General features: G+C 71.6%; 23 protein-coding genes. 4 read left to right on the plus strand and 19 right to left on the minus strand.

The window, feature by feature from the left end:
• Positions 1-169 precede the first annotated feature (169 nt).
• The 15 genes from C1729_RS06255 to C1729_RS06325 form a co-directional block, all read right to left on the minus strand.
• Complete coding sequence (locus C1729_RS06255) at positions 170-955, minus strand: siderophore-interacting protein (RefSeq protein WP_242493739.1); 786 nt, start codon at positions 953-955, stop codon at positions 170-172.
• Positions 956-1,654 carry a deoxyribose-phosphate aldolase gene (deoC, locus tag C1729_RS06260; RefSeq protein ID WP_102509176.1) on the minus strand — a complete coding sequence of 233 codons (699 nt, stop codon included), beginning with the start codon at positions 1,652-1,654 and terminating at the stop codon, positions 956-958.
• A complete protein-coding gene (locus C1729_RS06265; protein WP_102509177.1) occupies positions 1,651-2,778 on the minus strand; it encodes an adenosine deaminase in 1,128 nt (375 codons plus the stop codon). The genes deoC and C1729_RS06265 overlap by 4 nt, the downstream gene beginning before the upstream one ends.
• A 146-nt stretch (positions 2,779-2,924) precedes the next feature.
• Positions 2,925-3,164, minus strand: a complete 240-nt coding sequence (locus C1729_RS06270) for a hypothetical protein (RefSeq protein WP_102509178.1) — start codon at positions 3,162-3,164, stop codon at positions 2,925-2,927.
• A 96-nt stretch (positions 3,165-3,260) separates the two neighbouring features.
• On the minus strand, positions 3,261-4,262 hold the full coding sequence (locus C1729_RS06275; protein ID WP_102509179.1) for a hypothetical protein: 1,002 nt from the start codon (positions 4,260-4,262) through the stop codon (positions 3,261-3,263).
• Positions 4,259-4,603, minus strand: coding sequence for a DUF202 domain-containing protein (locus C1729_RS06280; protein WP_102509180.1), 345 nt, complete (start codon positions 4,601-4,603; stop codon positions 4,259-4,261). The genes C1729_RS06275 and C1729_RS06280 overlap by 4 nt, the downstream gene beginning before the upstream one ends.
• Positions 4,600-5,151 carry a DUF202 domain-containing protein gene (locus tag C1729_RS14735; protein WP_102509181.1) on the minus strand — a complete coding sequence of 184 codons (552 nt, stop codon included), beginning with the start codon at positions 5,149-5,151 and terminating at the stop codon, positions 4,600-4,602. Before C1729_RS14735 ends, C1729_RS06280 begins: the two co-directional genes overlap by 4 nt.
• Positions 5,152-5,272: 121 nt before the next feature.
• On the minus strand, positions 5,273-6,583 hold the full coding sequence (locus C1729_RS06290; RefSeq protein WP_102509182.1) for a thymidine phosphorylase: 1,311 nt from the start codon (positions 6,581-6,583) through the stop codon (positions 5,273-5,275).
• A 116-nt stretch (positions 6,584-6,699) separates the two neighbouring features.
• Entirely contained in the window at positions 6,700-7,104 is a 405-nt protein-coding gene (locus tag C1729_RS06295; RefSeq protein ID WP_102509183.1) for a cytidine deaminase, read from the minus strand.
• A gap of 57 nt (positions 7,105-7,161) precedes the next feature.
• Complete coding sequence (locus C1729_RS06300) at positions 7,162-8,457, minus strand: ABC transporter permease (protein WP_102509184.1); 1,296 nt, start codon at positions 8,455-8,457, stop codon at positions 7,162-7,164.
• A complete protein-coding gene (locus C1729_RS06305; protein WP_102509185.1) occupies positions 8,454-9,758 on the minus strand; it encodes an ABC transporter permease in 1,305 nt (434 codons plus the stop codon). Before C1729_RS06305 ends, C1729_RS06300 begins: the two co-directional genes overlap by 4 nt.
• A complete protein-coding gene (locus tag C1729_RS06310) occupies positions 9,755-11,272 on the minus strand; it encodes an ABC transporter ATP-binding protein (protein ID WP_102509186.1) in 1,518 nt (505 codons plus the stop codon). Before C1729_RS06310 ends, C1729_RS06305 begins: the two co-directional genes overlap by 4 nt.
• Positions 11,273-11,354: 82 nt before the next feature.
• Positions 11,355-12,461 (minus strand): BMP family lipoprotein, encoded by a 1,107-nt coding sequence (locus C1729_RS06315; RefSeq protein WP_102509187.1) that lies wholly within the window; start codon positions 12,459-12,461, stop codon positions 11,355-11,357.
• 292 nt (positions 12,462-12,753) lie between these two features.
• Entirely contained in the window at positions 12,754-13,944 is a 1,191-nt protein-coding gene (locus C1729_RS06320; RefSeq protein WP_102509188.1) for an amidohydrolase, read from the minus strand.
• Between the two features lie 69 nt (positions 13,945-14,013).
• Positions 14,014-15,165 carry a mannose-1-phosphate guanylyltransferase gene (locus C1729_RS06325; protein ID WP_102509189.1) on the minus strand — a complete coding sequence of 384 codons (1,152 nt, stop codon included), beginning with the start codon at positions 15,163-15,165 and terminating at the stop codon, positions 14,014-14,016.
• A 218-nt stretch (positions 15,166-15,383) separates the two neighbouring features.
• Between C1729_RS06325 and sdhC the strand changes: the two genes are divergently transcribed.
• From sdhC to C1729_RS06345, 4 genes are read left to right on the plus strand one after another with little or no spacing between them, the layout of a single operon-like run.
• On the plus strand, positions 15,384-15,758 hold the full coding sequence (gene sdhC / locus C1729_RS06330; RefSeq protein ID WP_102509190.1) for a succinate dehydrogenase, cytochrome b556 subunit: 375 nt from the start codon (positions 15,384-15,386) through the stop codon (positions 15,756-15,758).
• Positions 15,759-15,760: 2 nt separating this feature from the next.
• Positions 15,761-16,213, plus strand: coding sequence for a succinate dehydrogenase hydrophobic membrane anchor subunit (locus C1729_RS06335; RefSeq protein WP_102509191.1), 453 nt, complete (start codon positions 15,761-15,763; stop codon positions 16,211-16,213).
• Between the two features lie 52 nt (positions 16,214-16,265).
• Positions 16,266-18,065 carry a succinate dehydrogenase flavoprotein subunit gene (gene sdhA, locus C1729_RS06340; protein ID WP_102509192.1) on the plus strand — a complete coding sequence of 600 codons (1,800 nt, stop codon included), beginning with the start codon at positions 16,266-16,268 and terminating at the stop codon, positions 18,063-18,065.
• The gene (locus C1729_RS06345) at positions 18,065-18,832 is read left to right on the plus strand and encodes a succinate dehydrogenase iron-sulfur subunit (RefSeq protein ID WP_102509193.1); all 768 of its coding nucleotides are present in this window, start codon (positions 18,065-18,067) and stop codon (positions 18,830-18,832) included. Before sdhA ends, C1729_RS06345 begins: the two co-directional genes overlap by 1 nt.
• A 275-nt stretch (positions 18,833-19,107) precedes the next feature.
• On the opposite strand, the gene C1729_RS06350 is transcribed toward C1729_RS06345, so the two are convergent.
• From C1729_RS06350 to C1729_RS06365, 4 genes are all read right to left on the minus strand, one after another.
• Positions 19,108-19,644, minus strand: coding sequence for a 2'-5' RNA ligase family protein (locus C1729_RS06350; RefSeq protein ID WP_102509194.1), 537 nt, complete (start codon positions 19,642-19,644; stop codon positions 19,108-19,110).
• Positions 19,641-20,672, minus strand: coding sequence for a tryptophan--tRNA ligase (trpS, locus tag C1729_RS06355; RefSeq protein ID WP_102509195.1), 1,032 nt, complete (start codon positions 20,670-20,672; stop codon positions 19,641-19,643). Before trpS ends, C1729_RS06350 begins: the two co-directional genes overlap by 4 nt.
• A gap of 101 nt (positions 20,673-20,773) precedes the next feature.
• Positions 20,774-21,172 carry a twin-arginine translocase TatA/TatE family subunit gene (locus C1729_RS06360; RefSeq protein ID WP_102509196.1) on the minus strand — a complete coding sequence of 133 codons (399 nt, stop codon included), beginning with the start codon at positions 21,170-21,172 and terminating at the stop codon, positions 20,774-20,776.
• Positions 21,172-22,653: a S1C family serine protease gene (locus tag C1729_RS06365; RefSeq protein ID WP_242493740.1), complete on the minus strand. Its 1,482-nt coding sequence runs from the start codon at positions 22,651-22,653 to the stop codon at positions 21,172-21,174. Before C1729_RS06365 ends, C1729_RS06360 begins: the two co-directional genes overlap by 1 nt.
• Positions 22,654-22,658: the final 5 nt, after the last annotated feature.

Raw genomic sequence — 22,658 nt, forward strand, 5'->3', positions numbered from 1 at the left:
AGCGCAAAGTTCTGCGACGAGGCCTGCAAGCCATGCCGTACCGCCCATCACACCCACCACCCGACATCTCGTCAACCAGCGGACGCTGCGCGTCGATGCAGTCCACTCGCGGTCCAGGTAGGCCTGGACCGCAGGCGACCCAGGGCGGCACACATCGCACCGGACCGCGTCATCCCCCCAGCTCGGCCTCGTCGCGCGCGACCGCGTCCTTCCACTCGCCCTTCGAGGCCCGCCAGCCCTCGTCGTCGACGCCGAGGCGCCAGTAGCCCGACGCCGAGAGGTCCTCGCGCGAGACGCCACGGTCGGCCCGCACGTGACGACGCAGTTCGCGCACGACCCCGGCCTCGCCGTGGACGAACGCCTGCAGCCGGCCTGCGGGCAGATCCGCGTCGCGCACGGCGCGCACGAGCGCGCCGCCCCACGTCTCGCCACGCAGCACCCACGTGACATGCACACCCGGCTGCGCGGGGACCGGCTGGCGCTCGTCGGCCGAGGCGACCTCGACGAACACGTACGTCGGCAGGCCCGCTGGCGCGGCCTCGAGCGTCCGCAGGATCGCAGGCAACGCGGACTCGTCACCGACGAGCAGGAGAGCGTCGCACGTCGGGTCGGGCACGAAGTCCCCGCCCTGGCCGCGCAGGGTGACCTGCGCGCCGACCTCGACGGTCGCGGCCCACGGGCCGGCGACCCCGGCGTCACCGTGAACGACGAGGTCGATCGTCATCTCCCGGGCGGCCGCGTCCCAGGCCCGCACCGTGTACGACCGCATGACGGGTCCGTCCGGCCCGGGCAGGACGAGCTTGACGTACTCGTCCGTCCACGGCAGGTCCGCGATCTCGTCGAGGCCCCGGCCGCCGAGGACGACCCGGACCATGTGCGGGGTCAGCCGTTCGACGCGCACGACCTCACCGGTGTGCTGGCCCGGGACCCGTGTCGGGGCGTCAGGACGTGGCACTCAGTAGCCCCCGCCGTCGCCCGCGACGTGCTCGGCCGCGGTCGCGCCCGCAGCGACACCGTCGAGAACGGCCGCAGTGCCCGAGAGCCCGAGGCGCGTCGCGCCGGCCTCGATCATCGCGAGGGCGGCAGCGCCGTCACGGATCGCGCCCGACGCCTTGACGCCGAGGCGTCCGCCGACGGTCTCGGCCATGAGCCGCACCGCGTGGACGCTCGCTCCGCCGGTCGGGTGGAAGCCCGTCGACGTCTTGACGAAGTCAGCGCCCGCAGCCTCGGCGGCGCGGCACGTTCCGACGATCTGCTCGTCGTTCAGCGCCGCGGACTCGATGATGACCTTGAGGATCTTGTCGGCGGGCACGGAGGCGCGCACGGCGGCGATGTCGGCCTGCACGGCCGTGAAGTCGCCCGTGCGGGCGGTGCCGACGTCGATGACCATGTCGATCTCGTCGGCGCCGTCCGCGATCGCGCGGGCGGCCTCGGCTGCCTTGATCTCGGACTTCACCTTGCCGGACGGGAACCCCACGACCGTCGCAACCTTGAGGCCCTTGGCGTCGATCGGCAGCATCGACGGAGAGACGCACACCGAGAAGACCCCGAGGCGGACCCCCTCGTCGACGAGCGCGGCCACGTCGGCCTGGGTGGACTCAGGCTTGAGCAGGGTGTGGTCGACGATCGCGGCGACCTCGGCAGCAGAAGTCACTTGGAACGCTCCTCCTTGACAACCGCGGTGCGCGGCAGGATCAGCTGCGACACGAGCTCCTGGCGCTCGTCGAACGGGATGAACGCGTTCCACGCGGCCGTGAGGGTCACGGCGAGCAGGTCGTCGAGCGTCCAGTCCGCGTCGGTGACGAGGCGGTGCATCTCCGTCGTCATCGACGTGCGCGACATGAGCCGGTTGTCGGTGTTCACCGTGACGGCGAAGCCGAGGTTCTTGAGCAGGGTGATCTGGTGGTCCCGCACCGAAGGGGCGGTGCCCGTCTGAACGTTCGAGAGCGGGCACAGCTCGAGGGCGATGCGGCGGTCCCGCACCCATGTGGCGACCGGGCCGAGCTCGAGCTCGGAGAGGTCTGCCTTGCCGCGACGACGCATGGCTTCCTCGACGCCGGTGATGTCCTCGACGAGGCGTGCGCCGTGGCCGATGCGTGCGGCGTAGCCGTCGGTGAGGGCGGAGCGCACGGAGTCGACGCCGTCGGCCTCGCCCGCGTGGATCGTCGTCGGGAAGAGGCCGTCGTGGAGGAGGTCGAACGCGGCCGCGTGCTGCGAGGGCGGGAACCCGAGCTCGGCACCTGCGATGTCGAACCCAACAACCCGGTGCTGCCCGCGGTTGGCGAGCGTGAGCTCGGCGATCTCGACCGAGCGGTCCGCGTGGCGCATCGCGGTGACGAGCTGGCGGGCGACGATGCGGCCCCCGACTGACTCGACGGCGGCCTCGCCCGCGGCGAGGCCGCGACCGACGGCCTCGACGGCCTCCTGGAGCGTGAGCCCCGCGCGGAGGTGCTGCTCGGGCGCCCAGCGCTGCTCGGTGTAGACGACGCCGTCGGCGGCGAGGTCGATGACGGCCTCGCGCGCAACGCGCTCGAGCGCGTCGGCGGTCTGGAGGACCGCGATCGTGTGGTCGAACGTCTCGAGGTAGCGGACGAGCGACCCGGAGTCCGCGGCGGCCTCGAACCAGTCGGCGAGAGCCTCGGGGGTGCTCGCGGGCATCGTGTAGCCGATGCCCTCGGCGAGCTCGAGAAGGGTCTGGGGCCGCAGGCCGCCGTCGAGGTGGTCGTGGAGGACGACCTTCGGCAGGACGCGGATCTGGTCGAGGGACGGCGCAGTCATGGTCCAAGGATAGGCGTCGCGAGGCAGCCTCGGACCCACGGCGCACCGGTGAGGTCGCGCGTCACAGTGGCTGCGGACGGCATGGTGCGAACGCGCCGCTGCCGGCGGCCCGCGGGGGCGGCGCGCCGACAGCGGCCTCGGAGGTGTCAGTCGCCCGGGACGTCTGCCGTCCCGTCAGGGCCGTCGTCGAGGACGACCTCGACAGCCTGGTCGGCGACGTCGCCCTCGCTCGCGCTGCCCTCGGTGTCAGGGCGGGCGATCGTCGGGCTGTACTCCTCGGGGTCAGCGGGCGGTGGGACCGGGTCCTGAAGAAGGTCGACGGGCTCGCCGGGCGACGGTGGCTCGAGGCCTGCGTCGTCCCAACCTGCGGTCGGATCGGTGCTCATGGGAGAACTCCTTCCTGCCGGGGACGGTTCTCCATTGTGCGCCGTGCGCGCCGCTCCCGCACCTCCCCAGCGCCCGAACCCGGTGCCCCGCTCCTGTCAGCGGGGCAGGAGGATCCAGTGCGGGCGGCTCCAGCGGCCCCACGCATCGCGACGCTCGGGGACGGCCCACGTGCCGGTGTCGACGGTGAGCACCTGCCCGCGCGAGGGCTCGTAGACGCGCCACGACGTCCCCTCGACGTCGACGAGCAGGACGACGTGCCGCGGCACGGCGGTCGACCAGCCCGTGCGGCTCGCACCGCCCGTGAAGAGCGGAAGGGGCGTCCCGGCGCGCAGGCTCGCCTCGATGTGCGCGGCGAGAGCGTCGGTCCGGAGGCGGTCGCCGACGTTGACGACGACGTGCCGGTAGCGCACGTCGGCGCAGCGGGCCTCGCGCGCGAGACCCCACGGCGGCGTCCCGAACCTGCGCGGCCACGGCAGCAAGCCGAGCACGGCCCTGCGGGACGTCGCGCGGAGGAGGTGGCGCTGGAGCTCGTCGAACCCAGCCGCGGCGGCGGTGAGTGCCGGGGCGTGCGCCGGGCTGCGGACGCCTGCGGGCGCGGTGCCCGTCCCGAGCACAGTGCCCGTCTCGAGCGCGACGGCGACGACGGGGTCGCCTGCGGCGAGGAGCATCGCGCCGACGGCCGCGCCGCACGTCGTGCCGTCGACCTGGACGGCGGGCCGGCCGCGCCACGTCGGGGCGTCGGAGGCGAGCGGTGCCGCGACGCGGAGCCGGGCCTCAGGTCCGAGCGCCGCCCACGCGTCGCGCAGGAGCGTGACCGTCGCAGGCGCGTGCCCTGCACGCAGGGCACGCGCGCACGCGTCGTCGAGGAGCTCGTCGCCCCCTGGACTGCGCGCGTCGCGCGCCTGGGCCGGAGGCGGGTCACCGGCCCGCGCCGCGGCCAGCGCGCGCGGGTCGCACGTCGCCCGGGCACGTCCGGCGTCGGGCGGCGGTCCTGGCCGGGCCCAGATCCCGAGCGCTGCGAGCACGCGCACGAGCGTGAGCCCGCCGAGCGGGTCGCGCTCCTCCCCCGGCGGCCGCGTCCGGGGCGACGGCGTCATGCGAGCGCTCCGACGACCGCGAGGGCGAGCCCGACGACGGCGAGCGCGCCGACGAGGAGCGCGGCCCGCACGAGCAGCGGCCAGCCCTCGCGGACGAGCGCGCCCGCGAGCCCGCCATCGGCGAGCGTGCGTCCCCGGCCGGGTCGCAGGACACCCGGCCAGACGGCGCACACCGCGACAACGAGCGCCACGGACGCGAGCCACCAGTGGCCGGCGTGAAGAGCGGTCGTGCCGCCGACGACCGCGCCGAGCGTCACGCCGAGGACGGTGCGCTGCCAGGCGAGGCTCGACCGTTCCGCGGGCAGGCCCGCGTCGCGCGCGAGCGGGACGTCGGCGTTCACACGGCGCGCCCGAGCGCGAAGGCCGCGAGGAGCAACCCGAGGAGGACGACGCCTGCGACGAGCGTCGGGAGCGCACCGGGAACGGGCAGCGGGTGCCCGAGGCGCAGGGCGCGCTCGTTGGCGCGCCAGCGGTGGAGCGCGTAGAACGCGACGATCCCGCCAGTGAGGCATGCGAGCGCCGCGACGATGTCGACGACGACGTGCGGACCGGTGAGGTTCGCGAGGCTTGCGAGGCCGACGCCGCCTGCGACGAGGCCGAGCGCCGTGCGCAGCCACGCAAGCGCGGTGCGCTCGTTGGCGAGGGAGAAGCGCGCGTCGGGCTCGGTGCCGACGCCGTAGACGGACGCGGGTCGGCGGGCTGGCGCGTCCGCGGGACGAGCGTCGTCAGGCCGGGCGTCGTCGGGCCGGGCGTCGTCAGGCCGGGCGTCGTCGTGCCGGGCGTCGTCAGGCCCGGCGCCGTCGGGCCGGGCGTCGTCGGGCCGGGCGTCGTCGGGCCGGGCGTCGTCGGGCCGGGCGTCGTCGGGCCGGGCGTCGTCGGGCAGGTCCATGAGGCGATCCTCCCACCTCGCTGCCAGCGCCCCACCCCCGTGCAGAAGAATCCGCGCAGATGGTCGCTGGGAGCAACCATCTGCGCGGATTCCTGGGCCGGGGACCCGGGGCCGGGAGGGGTTAGAAGCCGCTCAGGCGGTCGAGGACCAGGGGCGTCGGGGTGAAGCCCGCGCCGTCCGTGACGTCGAACGCGCCGTCGAGCGCCTCGAGCGCGCGACCGAACTTCTCGGGCGTGTCCGTGTGGAGCGTGAGGAGCGGCTGCCCCTTGCGGACCGTGTCGCCGGGCTTCGCGTGCATGACGACGCCCGCGCCCGCCTGCACCGGGTCCTCGCGGCGGGCGCGGCCCGCACCCAGACGCCACGCGGCGATACCGATGTCGTACGCGTCGAGACGCGTGAGGACGCCGTCCGCGGGTGCAACGACGTCGTGGGTCTCTGTGGCCCACGGGAGCGCAGCGTGGGGATCGCCCTCCTGCGCCTCGATCATGCGGTTCCACACGTCCATCGCGCGGCCGTCGGCGAGAGCGGCACGCACCTCGTCCTCGCCCACGGGCTTGTGCGCGGCCGCGAGCATCTCGACGGCGAGCGCGACCGTGAGGTCGACGACGTCGCGGGGACCGCCACCGGCGAGGACCTCGACGGACTCCCGCACCTCGAGCGCGTTGCCCGCGGTGAGGCCGAGCGGCGTCGACATGTCGGTGAGCAGCGCGACCGTGCGCACGCCCGCGTCGGTTCCGAGGTCGACCATGGTGCGTGCAAGCTCGCGCGCACGTTCGAGGTCCTTCATGAACGCGCCCGAGCCGACCTTGACGTCGAGGACGAGCGCGCCCGTGCCCTCGGCGATCTTCTTGCTCATGATGGAGCTTGCGATGAGCGGGATCGCCTCGACGGTGCCCGTGACGTCACGCAGGGCGTAGAGCTTGCGGTCCGCGGGCGCAAGGCCCGAACCGGCCTGGCAGATGACGGCGCCGAGGTTCTCGAGCTGCGCCATCATCTCGTCGTTCGTGAGGGCCGCGCGCCAGCCGGGGATCGACTCGAGCTTGTCGAGCGTGCCGCCCGTGTGGCCGAGTCCGCGCCCGGAGAGCTGCGGCACCGCGACGTCGAACACCGCAACGAGCGGCGCGAGGGGCAGCGTGATCTTGTCGCCGACGCCCCCGGTCGAGTGCTTGTCGGACGTCGGGCGCGAGAGCGCCGAGAAGTCCATGCGCTCGCCTGACGCGATCATCGCGGCGGTCCAGCGGGAGATCTCGGGGCGCGTCATGCCGTTGAGGAGGATCGCCATGTTGAGCGCCGCCATCTGCTCCTCGGCGACGACGCCGCGCGTGTACGCGTCGACGACCCAATCGATCTGGGCGTCGGTCAGCACCTTGCCGTCGCGCTTGGCGACGATGACGTCGACGGCGTCGAATGCCTCGGTCCGAGACGTGGTCATGGGGTCCTCCTACGGTCGGTCGTGGCGGCCCGGTCGGGGCCGCCGTGGCGTGCGCCGATCGGGCGCGTGCGCGCCTGCGGCGCGGTCCTGCACGTGCGAGGTGCGCGGGCGCGACCTCAGGCGCGCGTGACGAAGTCGTCGGGCCCGAACGCGTCGGGCAGCACCTCGGTCATGGGGCGGATGCCGGAGACCGAGTCGACGAGGAGCTCGGGGCCGCCGTGCTCCCAGAGGAGCTGGCGGCAGCGGCCGCACGGCATGAGCTTGTTGCCGTGGCGGTCGACGCACGCGAACGCGACGAGGCGACCGCCGCCGGTTGCGGCGAGCTGCGAGACGAGCCCGCACTCGGCGCACAGGCCGACGGGGTAGGACGCGTTCTCGACGTTGCAGCCGACGACGACGCGGCCGTCGTCGACGAGCGCGGCGACGCCGACGGGGAACTTCGAGTAGGGGACGTACGCGCGGGTCATGACCTCGCGTGCGGCGGCGCGCAGCGCCTCCCAGTCGATCTCGGGCGTGGGCACGGGTTTACCTCCCGGACGGGGACACCCCGCGGCCTGCCGGCCGCGGGGTGTCGGTGGTCATTCCTTGACGTAGGCCGTCCCGGACGCGGCCGGGGCCCGCGACTTGCCGATGAGACCGGCGACCGCGAGGAGCGTGACGACGTACGGGAGCATGAGCATGAACTGGCTCGGCACGGGTGCCTGGACGATCGTCATGGCGCTCGCGAGAGCTGTCGAGAACCCGAAGAGCAGGCCCGCGAGGGTCGCCTTGAGGGGGTCCCACTTGCCGAAGATCACGGCGGCAAGAGCGATGAAGCCTGCACCCGCGGTCATGTTCTTGCCGAAGCCGGAGACGGAGACAAGCGTGTAGTACGCACCGCCCATGCCGACGATCGCGCCGGCGACGAGCAGCGCCCGGTAGCGCACGCTCTTCACCTTGATGCCGACCGTGTCGGCTGCGAGGGGGTGCTCGCCGACAGCGCGCAGGCGCAGGCCCCAACGGGTGCGGAACATCGCGAACCACACGGCAGGAACGGTGAGGTAGAGGAGGTACACGATGATCGACTGGTGGAACAGCGCCGATCCGATGATGGGGATCTCGCTGAGCACCGGGATCGAGACCCGCGGGAACCGCACGGTGCTGTTGTAAAGGTCCGCCTGCGGCACGAGCACCTGCGAGTAGATGAAGCTCGTGAGGCCGAGGACGAGGACGTTGAGCACGACACCGACGATCACCTGGTCGACCCGGTAGGTGATCGTGAAGACGCCGAGGACGAGGGCGACGAGCGCACCCGCGAACATGCCTGCGAGGAGTCCCGCCCACGGGCTTTGTGTCATCGTGCCGACGACGGCCGCGACGAACGCGGAGCCGAGGAGCTGCCCCTCGATCGCGATGTTGACGACACCCGCGCGCTCACCGATGGTGCCGCCGAGCGCCCCGAAGATGATGGGGACGGCGAGGAGGATCGAGGAGCCGATGAGGTTGGAGATCGGGACGTCGTTCGACGATCCGGCGCCGGCCCAGCCGAGGAATCCCGCGAGGAACACGACGGCGAAGACGATGCCGACGTACCAGGGCGTGCGTCGTCCCGAGCGCCAGAGCACCCAGCTCACTGCCGTGAGCACGACGCAGACGACGACGGACGCCCACGCGAGCGGCATCGCGGGCACGGCGATGCTCGGGATCTGCAGGGCCTCGCTGCCGCCGGAGAGGCGGAAGCGTGCCTCGCCCTCGCGCGGGACGAGCCCGACGATCGCGAGGAGGATGACGGTCGCGGACGTGAGGACGATCGCGAACTTCGCGCTGATGACCTCGACGTGGCGCAGCTGTCCGGAGACGGACTGCTCGTCGGGGACGGTCGTGGGGGCGCTCATGCCGCCACCTCCTTGCGAACGCGGCGCGCGGCCTTCGCGGTACCGGGGGCCGGGAGCCGGAAGATCGCCCGGACGAGCGGCGGGGCCGCGATGAAGAGGACGATGAGGGACTGGATGACCGTGACGATCTCGATGGGGATGGTCTCGGCGGCCTGCATGGTGGCGCCGCCGGACTTGAAGGCGCCGAAGAGGATGCCTGCGCCGAGAGTCCCGAGCGGCGTCGAGCGGCCGAGGAGCGCGACGGTGATGGCGTCGAAGCCCATGCCGGCGTCGACGTCGGTCGAGAAGCCTGTCGTCGACGTGCCGAGGACCTGCGTGGCGCCAGCGATGCCGAGCATCGCACCGGAGACGAGCATCGAGTAGACGGTCGTGCGCTTGACGTCGATTCCGGCGACGCGTGCGGCCTTGGGGTTCTCCCCCACAGCGCGGAACGAGAAGCCGAGCGCCGAGCGCTCGAGCAGCCACCACGTCACGGCGACGGCGGCGAGCGCGAGGAGGAAGCCCGCGTGGAGCGGGAACCCGCTGCCGAAGATGTCGGGCAGGATCGCCGTGCTCTTCATCGGCGGCGTCTTCGGGTTCGCGGAGCCCGGGGCCTGGAGGAGGCCGGGTGTCGCGAGGAGGAAGAAGAGCAGGTAGTACGCCGTGTGGTTGAGCATGATGGTCGTGATGACCTCGTGCGCTCCCGTCGCGGCCTTGAGGAGGCCGGCGATGCCGGCCCACAGGGCGCCGGCCGCGATGCCGACGACGATCGCGAGCAGGAGATGGAGGCCTGCGGGCAGGTCGAGCGCGAAGCCGACCCACCCGGCGCCGATCGCGGCGAGGATCATCTGACCCTGGCCACCGATGTTGAACAGGCCAGCCCGGAAGCCGATCGCGAGGCCGAGACCTGCAGCGATGAGGGGTGTCGCGTACGTGAGGGACGTCGCCAGCGGGCGGATGTTCTCGAGCAGGGTGTCGCCGGCCGGGTTCCAGATCGCACCGCGCAGGAGCGCCCCGTACGCGTCGCGCACCGAGTCCCACACGGCGGCGAGCATGTCGCCGGGCTTCGAGAAGAAGTAGGTCGCGGTTTGGCGGACCGTCTCGTCGGTGCCGGCGATCATCACGGCGCCCGCGAAGAGCGCAAGGATGACGGCGCCGACGGACACGCCCCACGAGCCGCCGACGATCTCGCGCCATGCGGAAGAGAAGCGGTTCTCGGGCTCGCCCACAGGGGCGGTCGGCGCAGGTGCCGCGGAGGTTCCGGGCGTCGTGGCGAGGCTGTGGTCCTCGCCGCCGGGCCGCGGGCTCTCGGTGGTGCTCATGCGGCTTCGTACCCTTCTGCCGGGATGCCGGCCATCATGAGGCCGAGGACGTCACGCGGGGTGTCCGCGGGGACGATGCCAACGACGCGGCCGCGGTACATCACGAGGATGCGGTCCGCGAGCGCGACGGCCTCGTCGAGTTCGGTCGCGACGACGATGACGGGGATGCCCGCGTCACGTGTCTCGACGATGCGCTTGTGGATGAACTCGATCGATCCGACGTCGACGCCGCGCGTCGGCTGCGAGGCGACGAGGAGCCGTAGGTCGCGGGACAGCTCACGGGCGAGGACGACCTTCTGCTGGTTGCCTCCCGAGAGGCGGCCGGCGTGCGTCGTGATGCCCTGCGTGCGGATGTCGAATTCGGCGACCTTCTCCTCGGCGAACCGGTCGCGCTCGGCGAGCTGGAGCGAGCCTGCCTTAACGAAGGGCGGACCGTCGGTGCGGTCGAGGATGAGGTTCTCGGCGACGGTGAACGTGCCGACGAGGCCGTCGTGGCCGCGGTCCTCGGGGACGAAGCCGATGCCGGCGTCGAGGAACTGCCGGACGTTGCGTCCGACGAGGTTCGTCCCGTCGAGGCGGATCTCGCCGTCGGTAGGGGTGACGAGGCCGAGAAGCGCGTCGGCGAGCTCCGTCTGGCCGTTGCCCTGGACACCGGCGACGACGAGGATCTCGCCGCCGCGCACGGTGAAGGAGAGGTCGTCGACGAGGACGAGCCCCTGGTCGTCGCGGATCTCGAGGTTCTCGACCTCGAGGAGCGAGTCGGAGTACTGCGGCGCGTCCTTGTGGACGGTGAGCTCGACCGCGCGGCCAACCATGAGGGAGGCGAGGTCGGCGTCGCTCGAGCCGGGCTCGGCATGCCCGACGATCGCACCGCGGCGCATCACGGTGATGCGGTCGGCGACCTCGCGGACCTCGCGGAGCTTATGCGTGATGAAGACGATGGCCGTGCCCTCGTCCTTGAGCTGGCGCATGATCGCCATGAGCTCGTCGGTCTCCTGCGGCGTGAGCACCGCGGTCGGCTCGTCGAAGACGAGGACCTTCGCGTCGCGCGAGAGCGCCTTGATGATCTCGACGCGCTGCTGGACGCCGACGGGCAGGTCCTCGACGATCGCGTCGGGGTCGACCTGGAAGCCGAAGCGGTCGGCGATCTCCCTGACCTTCGCGCGCGCGGCTTCGAGGTCGAGACGCCCGCCCGCCTTCGTCTGCTCGTGGCCGAGCATGACGTTCTCGGCGACGGTGAAGACGGGGACGAGCATGAAGTGCTGGTGCACCATGCCGATGCCTGCGGCCATGGCGTCGCCGGGGCCGGCGAACGCGACCTCCTCGCCGTCGAGGAGGACGTCGCCCTCGTCGGCCGTGTAGAGGCCGTAGAGGACGTTCATGAGCGTGGACTTGCCGGCGCCATTCTCACCGAGGAGGCAGTGGATCTCGCCTGGCTCGACCGTGAGGTCGATGTGGTCGTTGGCGACGAGTGCGCCGAAGCGCTTGGTGATGCCGCGCAGCTCGAGCTTCATCGGTCGGTTCCTTCGCAGAGGGTTGTGCTGGGCACGCGTGCGCCCCGGGGCGGCCGGGCCGCCCCGGGGAGCACGCGTGGGGTCACTTCGCGAGGTAGGACGTGACCTTGACCTCGCCGTCGATGATCTGCGCCTTGAGGGCGTCGACCTCGGCGACGAGAGCTGTGTCGACCTTGCCCTCGAAGTTGTGGAGCGGCGCGATACCGACGCCACCGTTGGCGAGGGTGCCGATGTACGGGTCGAAGGAGAACTCGCCCTTGCCCGCCGTCGTCACCGCGTCGTAGACCGACTGGTCCATCTTCTTCTCGATCGAGGTGAGGATGTACTTCTCCGTCTTGGGGTCGGTGACGAAGACGTCGGCGTCGACACCGATGAGCGCGATCTCACGGCCGGAGTCGTCGATCGAGTCGAGCGCGGCCTGGTAGATCGGGCCACCGACGGGGAGGATGACGTCGACACCCTGGTTGATGATGCCGTCGGCCGCCTCGCGGGCCTTCTGGTTGTTCTCGAAGCCGCCCGTGAACGAGCCCTTGTCGCCGCCCTCGAAGCCGATGACCTGGACGTTGGCGGACTTCACCTTGTTGTAGTGCTCGACGCCCTGCTTGAAGCCGTCCATGAAGATCGTCACGGTCGGGAACGGCATGCCGCCGTACGTGCCGACCTTCCCGGCCTTGGAGTAGCCCGCGGCGAGGTAGCCCGCGAGGAACGCGGCCTGCGCCGTGTCGTAGACGAGCGGCTTGATGTTCTCCGCGTCGACCTTGCCGTCGAAGTCGTTGTCGGCGGCGTCGTCGACAAGGACGTACTGGATGTCGGGGTTGGCCTTCGCGGCCTCAACCGTCGCAGCGGACAGCGCGAAGCCGACCGACGTGATGAGCGAGCAGTTCGCGGTGAGGAGCGACTCGAGGTTCGGCTTGAAGTCGGCGTCCGACTTCGACTGCACCTCGCCGGCCTTGACGCCAAACTCGGCGGCCGCCTTCTGGAGGCCCTCGAAGGAGAGCTGGTTGAACGACTTGTCGTCGAAGCCGCCGGCGTCGGAGACGATGCAGGGCTTGAAGCCGTCGACGGGCTTGATCGTCTGGACGGGCGTCGTGGCGCTGGCCGTGCCGCCGTCGCCGGGGGCCTCGGCGCACGCGGCGAGCGCAAGCGCGGCCACGGCCGCGACGGCCGTGAGCTTGATGGTCTTGTTCACGCGGATCTCCTCAGCAGATCTCTCGGACGTCGCTCGACGGTGCAGGCGCGGCGTTGCCGACGGACATCGTCGGCCGTCGCGCCACTTCTCACCGGGGAGCGTGGTGACACGACTCTAACCAGTGGTCACCACAACGTCGGCACCCCAAGGTCACCGGAGGGCGATCCGTTACGCAGTCGGTACGGACGGTCTCGAGGGCGGGACGGGGCGTCTCACGCTCCGGGAAACGCGACCGTCGCTGGCTCTGAGCGACCGCCAGCCGTGATCGACGTCACCCGCAAGAAGCCGCGCCTCACGTCGCGTCGAGCGCGACCGTCCCCAGAAGTCGGGCACCGAGCACGATCGCCCGCTCGTCGGCGACGAAGTCCGCCTGATGGAGGTCCCCGGGACGCGATCCCGGCGTGCGGGTGCCGAGCCGCGCGAGCGCTCCCGGCACCTTCGTGAGGTACCACGCGAAGTCCTCGCCGCCGAGCGACTGCTCCGTGAGGACGGCCGCGCGCTGCCCGCACGTCTCGCGGACCGCGCGGTCGAGCGCGCGCGTGCACTCCTCGTCGTTGACGACGGGCGGCACGCCACGCACATGCGTGAGCTCGGCAGTCACCCCGAACGGTGAGACGACATGCTCAACCGCGTCGGCGAGCACGGGACCCGCAAGCTCGGCCGCCCGCGCGTCGAGGCTGCGCAGCGTGCCCTTGAGCAGCCCCCGCGTGGGGATCGCGTTGTGAGCCTCCCCCGCCCGGATCGTGCCCCACGTGAGGTTGATGCCCGAGCGAGGGTCGAGCCTGCGCCCGAGGATGACGGGCAGCTGCGTCGCGAGCTGTGCGAGCGCCGCGACGACGTCACCCGTGAGGTGCGGGCGCGACGTGTGGCCACCCGCGCCCGCGATACGGATCGTCACGGAGTCGGACGCCGAGGTGATGGGGCCGATGCGCGTGCCCACGAGCGCGACGTCGAGCTTGGGCTCACAGTGCACCGTGAAGATCCGCGCGAGCCGCTCCGTGACGCCCTGCTGGAGAAGATCGAGCGCTCCCCCGGGCTGCACCTCCTCGGCCGGCTGGAACACGAGCCGCACCGGGTGCGGGAGCGGCGCCTCGCGGTGGAGCCGGGCGAGCGCGATCCCCGCACCGAGGACGGCCACCGTGTGGACGTCGTGCCCGCACGCGTGCGAGACGCCCGGGACGGTCGACGCGAACGGCAGGCCCGTCGACTCAGGCACGGGCAGCGCGTCGAGGTCGGCACGCAGTCCGACGCGCGGCCGTGTGTCACCTTCCCCCGTCGTGCCGACGTCGCACGTGAGGCCCGTCCCCGTGAGCATGCGCGGGACAAGACCCTCGGCGCGGAGCCGGTCGGCGACGAGCGTGGTCGTGCGCACCTCGGCGCGCGCGAGCTCTGGGTGGGCGTGGACGTCGCGCCGGAACGCGACGAGCTCGTCGGCGAGTTCGTCGACGAGCTCGCCGAGACGTCGGACCGGTGCGGTGCTCATCCTCCGAGGCTATCGCCGCTGGCCGGCGCAGGCCCGGAGCGTCCGCGCCGGCCAACGGCGCCGACCGAGTCAGAGCAGGTCGTCGCGGCCGCGGTCGCGGACCGCGTCGACCGCGGCCTTGACCTGCTGCGCGCGCGCACGCGTCGTCACGAGCACGACGTCGTCCGTGTCGACGACGACGACGTCGTCGAGACCGAGGACGACGATCTGCCGGCCCGCAGCGGGGACGACGACTGACCCTGCGCTCTCGATGCGCAGGACCTGGTCGACGTCGCCGAGGACCTTCGAGCCGCTGCCGTCGACCGCGGGCAGGAGCGCGGCGAGGGAGTTAAAGTCACCGACGTCGTCCCAGCCGAAGTCGCCCGGCACCATCGCGACGCCGCCCGCGGCGGCGACGGGCTCGGCGATCGCGTGGTCGATCGCGATCTTCTCGAGCGTCGGCCACACCCGGCCGAGGACCTCGGCACGCGCGGGCGTGTCCCAGGCACGGGCGACCTCGCGCAGGCCGTCGTGAAGCTCGGGGCGCTCGCGCGCGAGGTGGGCGAGGAGCACGTCCGAGCGGGTGAGGAACATCCCGGCGTTCCACCGGTACTCGCCCGACGCGAGGTAGCCGCGGGCCGTCGCCGCGTCGGGCTTCTCGGTGAAGCCGCGGACGCGCCGGACGCTGGGCGCTCCGGCGAGGCCGAGCGGCTCTCCGCCGTGGACGTAGCCGAACGCGACGGACGGTCGCGTCGCAGCGATGCCGATCGTCGTGACGTAGCCCGCGCGTGCGGCCTCGATGCCCTCGCGCACGGCCGCGACGAACGTGGGAGTGCTCGTGATGACCTGGTCCGCGGCGAACGAGCCGAGGACCACGGGGCCGTGGCGCTCCTCGAGGACGGCGGCAGCGAGCCCGATGGCCGCCATCGAATCGCGCGGGCTCGGCTCCGCGAGCACGTCGTCGGCGCCGAGCGCCGGCAACTGGCCGCGAACGGCGTCGACGTGGCGGACGCCGGTGACGATCGTCACGCCGGCATCACCGAGCCCGGCGAGCCGGTCGACCGTCGCCTGGAGGAGGCTGCGCCCGGTCCCCGTGAGGTCGTGGAGGAACTTCGGTGCGCCGGCACGCGAGAGCGGCCACAGGCGGGTGCCCGCGCCGCCGGCGGGGATGACCGCGTGGAACGGCAGGTCGGTGGCGTCGACGCCGGCGGGGAGGGCTGGGGTCGCGGGAAGGCTCGTCATGGCGACGATCCTAGGCGCTCGGGTCACGAAGCCCACCCACGCCCTGTGGAGTGCGTCACATTTCTCGGACCGCCCCGCACCGTTCCGTCACGCGCGGCGCACGAGTCCCGCCGGAGAACACTAGAGTGGCTCCATGTGGCAGGACTTCGGTCCTAGTCCCATGTCAGGAACGACGACGCCGACGTCGCCGTCCGGAACTCGCCCCCGGGAGGCCCACCGTGCCCAAGGCACCAGGCACCTTGTACCGCGGCCGTGAAGGCATGTGGTCGTGGGTCGCGCACCGCGTGACCGGAGTGCTCATCTTCTTCTTCCTTCTTGTGCACGTGCTCGACACCGCGCTCGTCCGGGTCTCCCCCGAGGCGTACAACGCGGTCATCGGCACGTACAAGAACCCGATCATGGGTCTTGGGGAGGCAGGCCTCGTCGCCGCGATCGTGTTCCACGCGTTCAACGGCCTGCGGATCATCCTCGTCGACTACTGGAGCAAGGGCGCCAAGCACCACCGCACCCTGTTCTGGATCGCGATGGGCCTGTTCGTCGTGACCATGGCGGGCTTCCTGCCGCGTCACCTCATGCACGTCTTCGGAGGCTGACCATGAGCACCCCCACCATCGCCTCGCCGCGCTCCCCGTACGCGCGCCGCAAGACCACCCGGGGCAACTTCGAGCTCTACGGCTGGGTCTTCATGCGGATCTCGGGCGTCGTCCTCGTCGCCCTCATCTTCACGCACCTGTTCGTCAACCTCCTCGCGGGCGAGGGCATCAACGCGATCGACTTCGCGTTCGTCGCCGGCAAGTGGGCAAGCCTCCCCTGGCGGATTGTCGACCTCATCATGCTGTGGCTCGCGATGATGCACGGGACCAACGGCGTGCGGACGATCATCAACGACTACGCCGAGAAGGACCGCACGCGCGGCATCCTCAAGGTCCTCCTCTACTCGGCGTTCGTCATCGTCGTCGTCACCGGCACCCTCGTGATCTTCACGTTTGAGCCGTGCCCTGCGGGCGCTGACCCCGCACTGCTCGCGGACTTCTGCACGCAGCTCTGATCCCGGCCCACGGCCAGCCCCACCCGTCACGTCCCAGGAGGCATCAGAAGCGATGCAGACCCACCAGTACGACGTCGTCATCGTCGGCGCAGGCGGCGCCGGCATGCGCGCGGCCCTGGAGTCCTCGACCCGCGCCCGCACCGCCGTCATCTCCAAGCTCTACCCCACCCGCTCCCACACCGGCGCGGCGCAGGGTGGCATGTGCGCCGCCCTCGCCAACGTCGAGGAGGACAACTGGGAGTGGCACACCTTCGACACCGTCAAGGGCGGCGACTACCTCGTCGACCAGGACGCTGCCGAGGTCATGGCCAAAGAGGCCATCGACGCGGTGCTCGACCTCGAGCGCATGGGTCTGCCGTTCAACCGCACCCCCGAGGGCAAGATCGACCAGCGTCGCTTCGGCGGGCACACGCGCAACCACGGCGAGGCCGCCGTGCGCCGCTCGTGCTACGCCGCGGACCGCACGGGCCACATGATCCTGCAGACGCTCTACCAGAACTGCGTGAAGAACGACGTCGAGTTCTTCAACGAGTTCTACGTCCTCGACATCATCCTCGACAAGGAGCTCGCGCACGAGGACGTCGCCGAGGGAGAGCCCGTCTCGGTCGCAGGCGTCGTCGCCTACGACCTCGCGACGGGCGAGATCCACATCTTCCGCGCGAAGTCCGTCATCCTTGCGACGGGTGGCGCGGGCAAGATCTTCAAGACGACCTCGAACGCCCACACCCTCACGGGCGACGGCATGGCGCTCGCGCTGCGCCGCGGCCTGCCGCTCGAGGACATGGAGTTCTTCCAGTTCCACCCGACCGGCCTCGCAGGCCTCGGCATCCTCCTGTCGGAGGCGGCTCGCGGCGAGGGCGGCATCCTGCGCAACGGCGACGGTGAGCGCTTCATGGAGCGCTACGCGCCGACCATCAAGGACCTCGCGCCGCGTGACATCGTCGCGCGCTCGATGGCCAACGAGGTCCGGGAGGGCCGAGGCGCTGGGCCGAACAAGGACTACGTCCTTCTCGACCTCACGCACCTCGAGCCCGCGCACATCGACGCCAAGCTCCCCGACATCACCGAGTTCGCCCGCACCTACCTCGGCATCGAGCCCTACACCGAGCCCGTGCCCGTCTACCCGACCGCGCACTACGCGATGGGCGGCGTCCCGACGAACATCACGACCGAGGTCCTGCGCAACAACACCGACGTCGTCCGTGGTCTCTACGCGGCCGGCGAGGTCGCGTGCGTGTCCGTGCACGGATCCAACCGGCTCGGCACGAACTCGCTCCTCGACATCAACGTCTTCGGCAAGCGCGCGGGCGTCGCGGCCGCCGAGTACGCGGCGAGCGCGTCGTTCGTCGACATGCCCGAGGACGCCGCAGCCGCGACGGTCGCCGAGCTCGAGGCCATGCGCTCGCGACCCGACGGCGAGCGCGTCGCCGACCTGCGCCGCGAGCTCCAGGAGTCCATGGACCGCGGTGCCCAGGTGTTCCGCACCGAGGCGTCGCTCACCGAGACCCTCGCGGTCGTCAAGGATCTGCAGCGTCGCTACGGCAACGTGTCCGTCCAGGACAAGGGCCGCCTCTTCAACACGGACCTCCTCGAGGCCGTCGAGCTCGGGTTCCTCCTCGACCTCGCCGAGGTCGTCGTCGTCGGCGCGCTCGAGCGCAAGGAGTCGCGCGGCGGCCACTTCCGCGAGGACTACCCCGACCGTGACGACGCGAACTTCATGGTCCACACCATGGCCTACCGCCGTGGTGACGCCGAGGCCGCCGACGCCGCCGGTATCCCCCCGCACGAGATCCGGCTCGAGCCGAAGCCGGTCGTCGTGACCCGCTACCAGCCGATGGAGCGTAAGTACTGATGACTGCCACGATCGAGCAGACCGGCCCCGCGACGTCGGTGGGTGAGGTCCCGACCTTCCAGGTGACGCTCCGCGTCCGCCGCTTCCTCCCCGAGGGTCCCCGCGGCGACGAGTCGTACTGGGACGACCACGTCCTCACGATGCACGGCACCGACCGCGTTCTCGACGCGCTCCACAAGATCAAGTGGGAGCAGGACGGCTCGCTGACGTTCCGGCGCTCGTGCGCACACGGCATCTGCGGTTCTGACGCCATGCGCATCAACGGCCGCAACCGCCTCGCGTGCAAGACACTCCTCAAGGACCTCGACATCCGCAAACCGATCACGGTCGAGCCCATCAAGGGCCTGCCCGTCATCAAGGACCTCGTCGTCGACATGGAGCCGTTCTTCGCGTCCTACCGCGAGATCATGCCGTTCCTCGTGACGAGCGGGAACCAGCCGTCGGCCGAGCGCGTCCAGTCGCCCGAGCAGCGGGCCGTCTACGACGACACGACGAAGTGCATCCTCTGCGCCGCGTGCACGTCGTCGTGCCCCGTGTTCTGGACCGACGGGCAGTACTTTGGCCCGGCCGCGATCGTCAACGCGCACCGCTTCATCTTTGACTCGCGCGACGAGGCCGCGACCCAGCGCCTCGAGATCCTCAACGACAAGGAGGGTGTGTGGCGCTGCCGCACGACCTTCAACTGCACCGAGGCGTGCCCGCGCGGCATCGAGATCACCAAGGCGATCGCTGAGGTCAAGCGCGCGATGATCACGCGCGCGTTCTGATCCACGCGGTTCCGTGCGTCGGGCCCCGCTCACCCTGAGGGTGAGCGGGGCCCGACGCGTTGTGGTCCCGGTTCCCTCCCCCGCGACTCGTAGGCCCTCAGCACCATTCGATAGTGCTCACAACCTACAAGTCACCCCACAGCACCGACTCGTAGGCCCTCAGCACCATTCGATAGTGCTCACGACCTACAAGTCACCCCACACCACCGACTCGTAGGCCCTCAGCACCATTCAATGGTGCTGAGGGCCTACGAGTCGGAGAGGGATGGGGCGGGTCAGCCCAGCGGGAACGCGCGGCGCGTGCGCCAGACGCCGTCGTCGCCGTGCTCGTAGAGGTCGATCTCGGTGACCTCAAAGACCGCGTCGTAGTCGGCCATGCTCACGAACGCGGCGTCGAGCGCCTCGTCCGGCACCTCGTGCGCGACGGTGACGTGCGGGTGGTAGTGGAAGCGGAGCTCCTGCGCGAGCAGACCGCTGCGGACGCGACCCTCGAGTTGCTCGCACTCGGCGATGCCCTGGACCACCTGGACGAACACGACCGGTGAGACGGGCCGGAAGGTCGCGGCGCCCCGCAGGTGGAGCGTGAACCGCTCCGCATCCTGCGCGATACGTGCGAGGTGCTCCTCGACCGCGGGCAGGTCCTCGACGTCGACGACGGTCGGCCCGAGAAGCGTGACGTGCGGCGGAATGAGGTCCGCATAGGCGTCCCCCGTCGCGCGCCGGGCGTCGGCGAGCTGCGAGCCGAAGGGCTCGGGCACGGTGAGCGAGACACCGATCCGTGCCTGCCCCGCACCACGCTCGGGGATCCTCATCGCGCCGCCGATGCCGGACGGACAAGACCGAAGCGGTCGTAGACCCGCTCGAGCGTCGCGGACGCCACGTCACGGGCGCGCTGCGCTCCACGGGCGAGGATCGCGTCGAGCTCGGCCGGGTCGTCGAGGTAGCCCCGCGCCGTCGCCTGGAGCGGCGTGAGGAACTCGACGACGATCTCGGCGAGGTCGACCTTGAGGTGGCCGTACATCTTGCCCTCGTACTCGGCGACGATCTCGTCGATCGAGCGGCCCGTGAGCACCGAGTAGATGGTGAGGAGATTGGAGATCCCCGGCTTGGTGACGGGGTCGAAGCGGATCTCGCTGCCGTCGTCGGTGACGGCCGAGCGGATGTTCTTCCGCGCCTGGGCGATGTCACCGAGCAGCTCGATCGACCCCTTGCCGGACTCGGACTTGCTCATCTTGCGCAGCGGGTTCTGGAGATCCTGGATCTTCGCGCCGGCCTTGAGGATGTGGGCCTCCGGCACGACGACCGTGCCGTCGCCGAAGCGGGTGTTGAGCCGCATCGCGAGGTCGCGCGTGAGCTCGAGGTGCTGGCGCTGGTCCTCCCCGACGGGCACGAGTGCCGTGTCGTAGAGAAGGATGTCCGCGGCCATGAGGACGGGGTACGTGAAGAGCCCGACGGTCGTGCCGTCGTTGCCGTTCTTCGCAGACTTGTCCTTGAACTGGGTCATCCGGGCGGCCTCGCCGAAGCCCGTCTGGCACGAGAGGACCCACGCGAGCTCGGCGTGCTCGGGAACGTGCGACTGGACGAAGAGCGCGGCGCGCTCGGGGTCGACACCGCCCGCGAGGTACTGCGCGGCGGTCGCGCGCGTGCGGTGGCGCAGCGCTGCCGGGTCCGGGTTCACCGTGAGCGCGTGAAGGTCGACGACGCAGTAGAACGCGTCGTAGGACTCTTGGAGCGCGACCCATTGGGACAGCGCCCCGATGTAGTTCCCGAGGTGGAGCGAGTCCTGCGTCGGCTGCATCCCCGAGAGGATGCGCGGGGTCGTCGGCGTCGTTGCGGGCATCTGCCCATCATGACAGGTGAGAACGGTCTCCACGTAATCCGCGGCGCCGCTGTGGACAGCCCCCACCCGAGGGTCGGGCAACCTCGCCCGGGCGGTCGTCGTCAGGTCGCCTCGTCGTCGAAGGGCGCGGGCTCTCCCGCCGGAAGCGCCGGCTGCGCGGGCACCGTGGCACGCCCGAGGGAGGCGCCTGCCGCGCTCACGGAAGCGCCTGCGGCGGCGTTCCGCGACGTGCCGGGCTCGTCGAGGAGCGCCTCGCGCACGATGCGCCGCGGGTCGTACTGCCGGGGGTCGAGGGCCTTCCAGTCGACGTCGCCGAGTTCCGCCTGGACCTCCTCGTCGACGCGCTCGCGCACCTTCGTCACCTGGTCGCGAGCGGCGCGCACGAACTGCGCGAGCTGTCGCGCATACTCGGGCAGCCGGTCCGGGCCGACGACGAGCGCGACGACGAGGAGGATGACGACGAGCTCGGCGCCGTTGACGTTGAAGAGGCCGCTGCCCATCAGTCCGCGGCCGCCTCGTCGAGCACGACCGAGACGTCACGGTCCGCGCCGTCCTCGCGGATCGTCAGCACGATCTCGTCGCCCGGCGCGAGCGCGCGGATCGCGACGAGCAGCTCGTCCTCCTGCGTCACGGGACGCCCGTTGATCGCGACGATGATGTCGCCGGGCTTGATGCCTGCCTTGTCGGCGGGACCGCCGGGCGACACCGGGTGCTCGCCCGCGGCGACGTCCTCGGACCGCACGACGCGCACGCCCTCGCCCTCGTAACGGTTGTCGATGAGCGCACCGATGATCGGACGCGTCGCGCGGCCCGTCTCGATGAGCTGCTGCGCGGTGCGCCGCACCTGGTTCGCGGGGATCGCGAAGCCGAGGCCGATCGATCCGGCGGCGGTCTGGCCGGAGCCGGGTGCCTGCGCGATCGCTGAGTTCACGCCGACGACCTCACCTGCGAGGTTGACGAGCGGCCCCCCGGAGTTGCCCGGGTTGATCGCGGCGTCGGTCTGCAGCGCGTTGATCCACGATGTCGCGCCCTGGTCGCCGGCCGTGACGGGGCGGTTGAGGGCGCTGACGATGCCTGTCGTCACGGTGCCCTCGAGGCCGAGCGGTGCGCCGATCGCGATGACGGGATCACCGACGACGACGACCTCGGAGTCGCCGAGCGTGAGCGGCACGAGACCGGTGCGGTCGACCTTGACGACTGCGAGATCGTAGCCCTCGGTGCGCCCGACGACGGTGCCCTCGGACTCCGTCCCGTCCGAGAAGGTCACGGTGATCGGAGAGGTACCGGCAGCACCGGCGACGACGTGGTTGTTCGTGATGACGAAGCCGTCGGCCGAGTACACGAAGCCTGAGCCGGTCGCGACGCCCTGCTGGCCCCGGACCTCGAGCGAGACGACCGAGGGCAGGACGGCGGCCGCCACGCCCGCGACCGATCCCGGGGCGCGGTCGGTCGTGCCGCCTGACGGTGTTCCGGGCACTTCGACGACCTCCGCGCGGCCCGAGCCGCCGTCCGCACGCGCATCGAGGAATACCTCCATACCGACCGCGCCGACGGCGCCTCCGAGCAGGCCGAGGACGAGCACGCCGACGATGCTGCCCGCGCCGAGCCCGCGCCGCGGCGGCCGGGGACGGCCGCCGGGCACGACCCGGGGAGCGGAGCCCCAGCTGCCGGGGGTGCCATAGGGCTGCGGAAGGCCTGGGTGGGCTGCCTGTTCCTGGCGCGAGCCGCCCGACGGTGCGCCGTACGGCGACGCGGGAGCGCCGTACGGTGACGTAGGTGCGCCGTACGGAGCGCCGTACGACCGGTCGGGAGACGCGAACGCTGCGGCAGGCGCTGCGGGGCGCTGACCGTACGGGACCGACGGCGACGAGGGCGCGGCTCCGGCAGCAGCGGGCGGCGCGTACGGTGACGCGGGCGGTGGCGGCACCGGCCCCGGAGGCACCGCGGACCGACCCGCGGGCGTGTGTCCGGGCTGCGACATCGGTT

Origin of the sequence: Sanguibacter massiliensis (assembly GCF_900240335.1) — a bacterium.
In the GTDB taxonomy this organism is placed as follows: Bacteria; Actinomycetota; Actinomycetes; order Actinomycetales; family Cellulomonadaceae; genus Flavimobilis; species Flavimobilis massiliensis.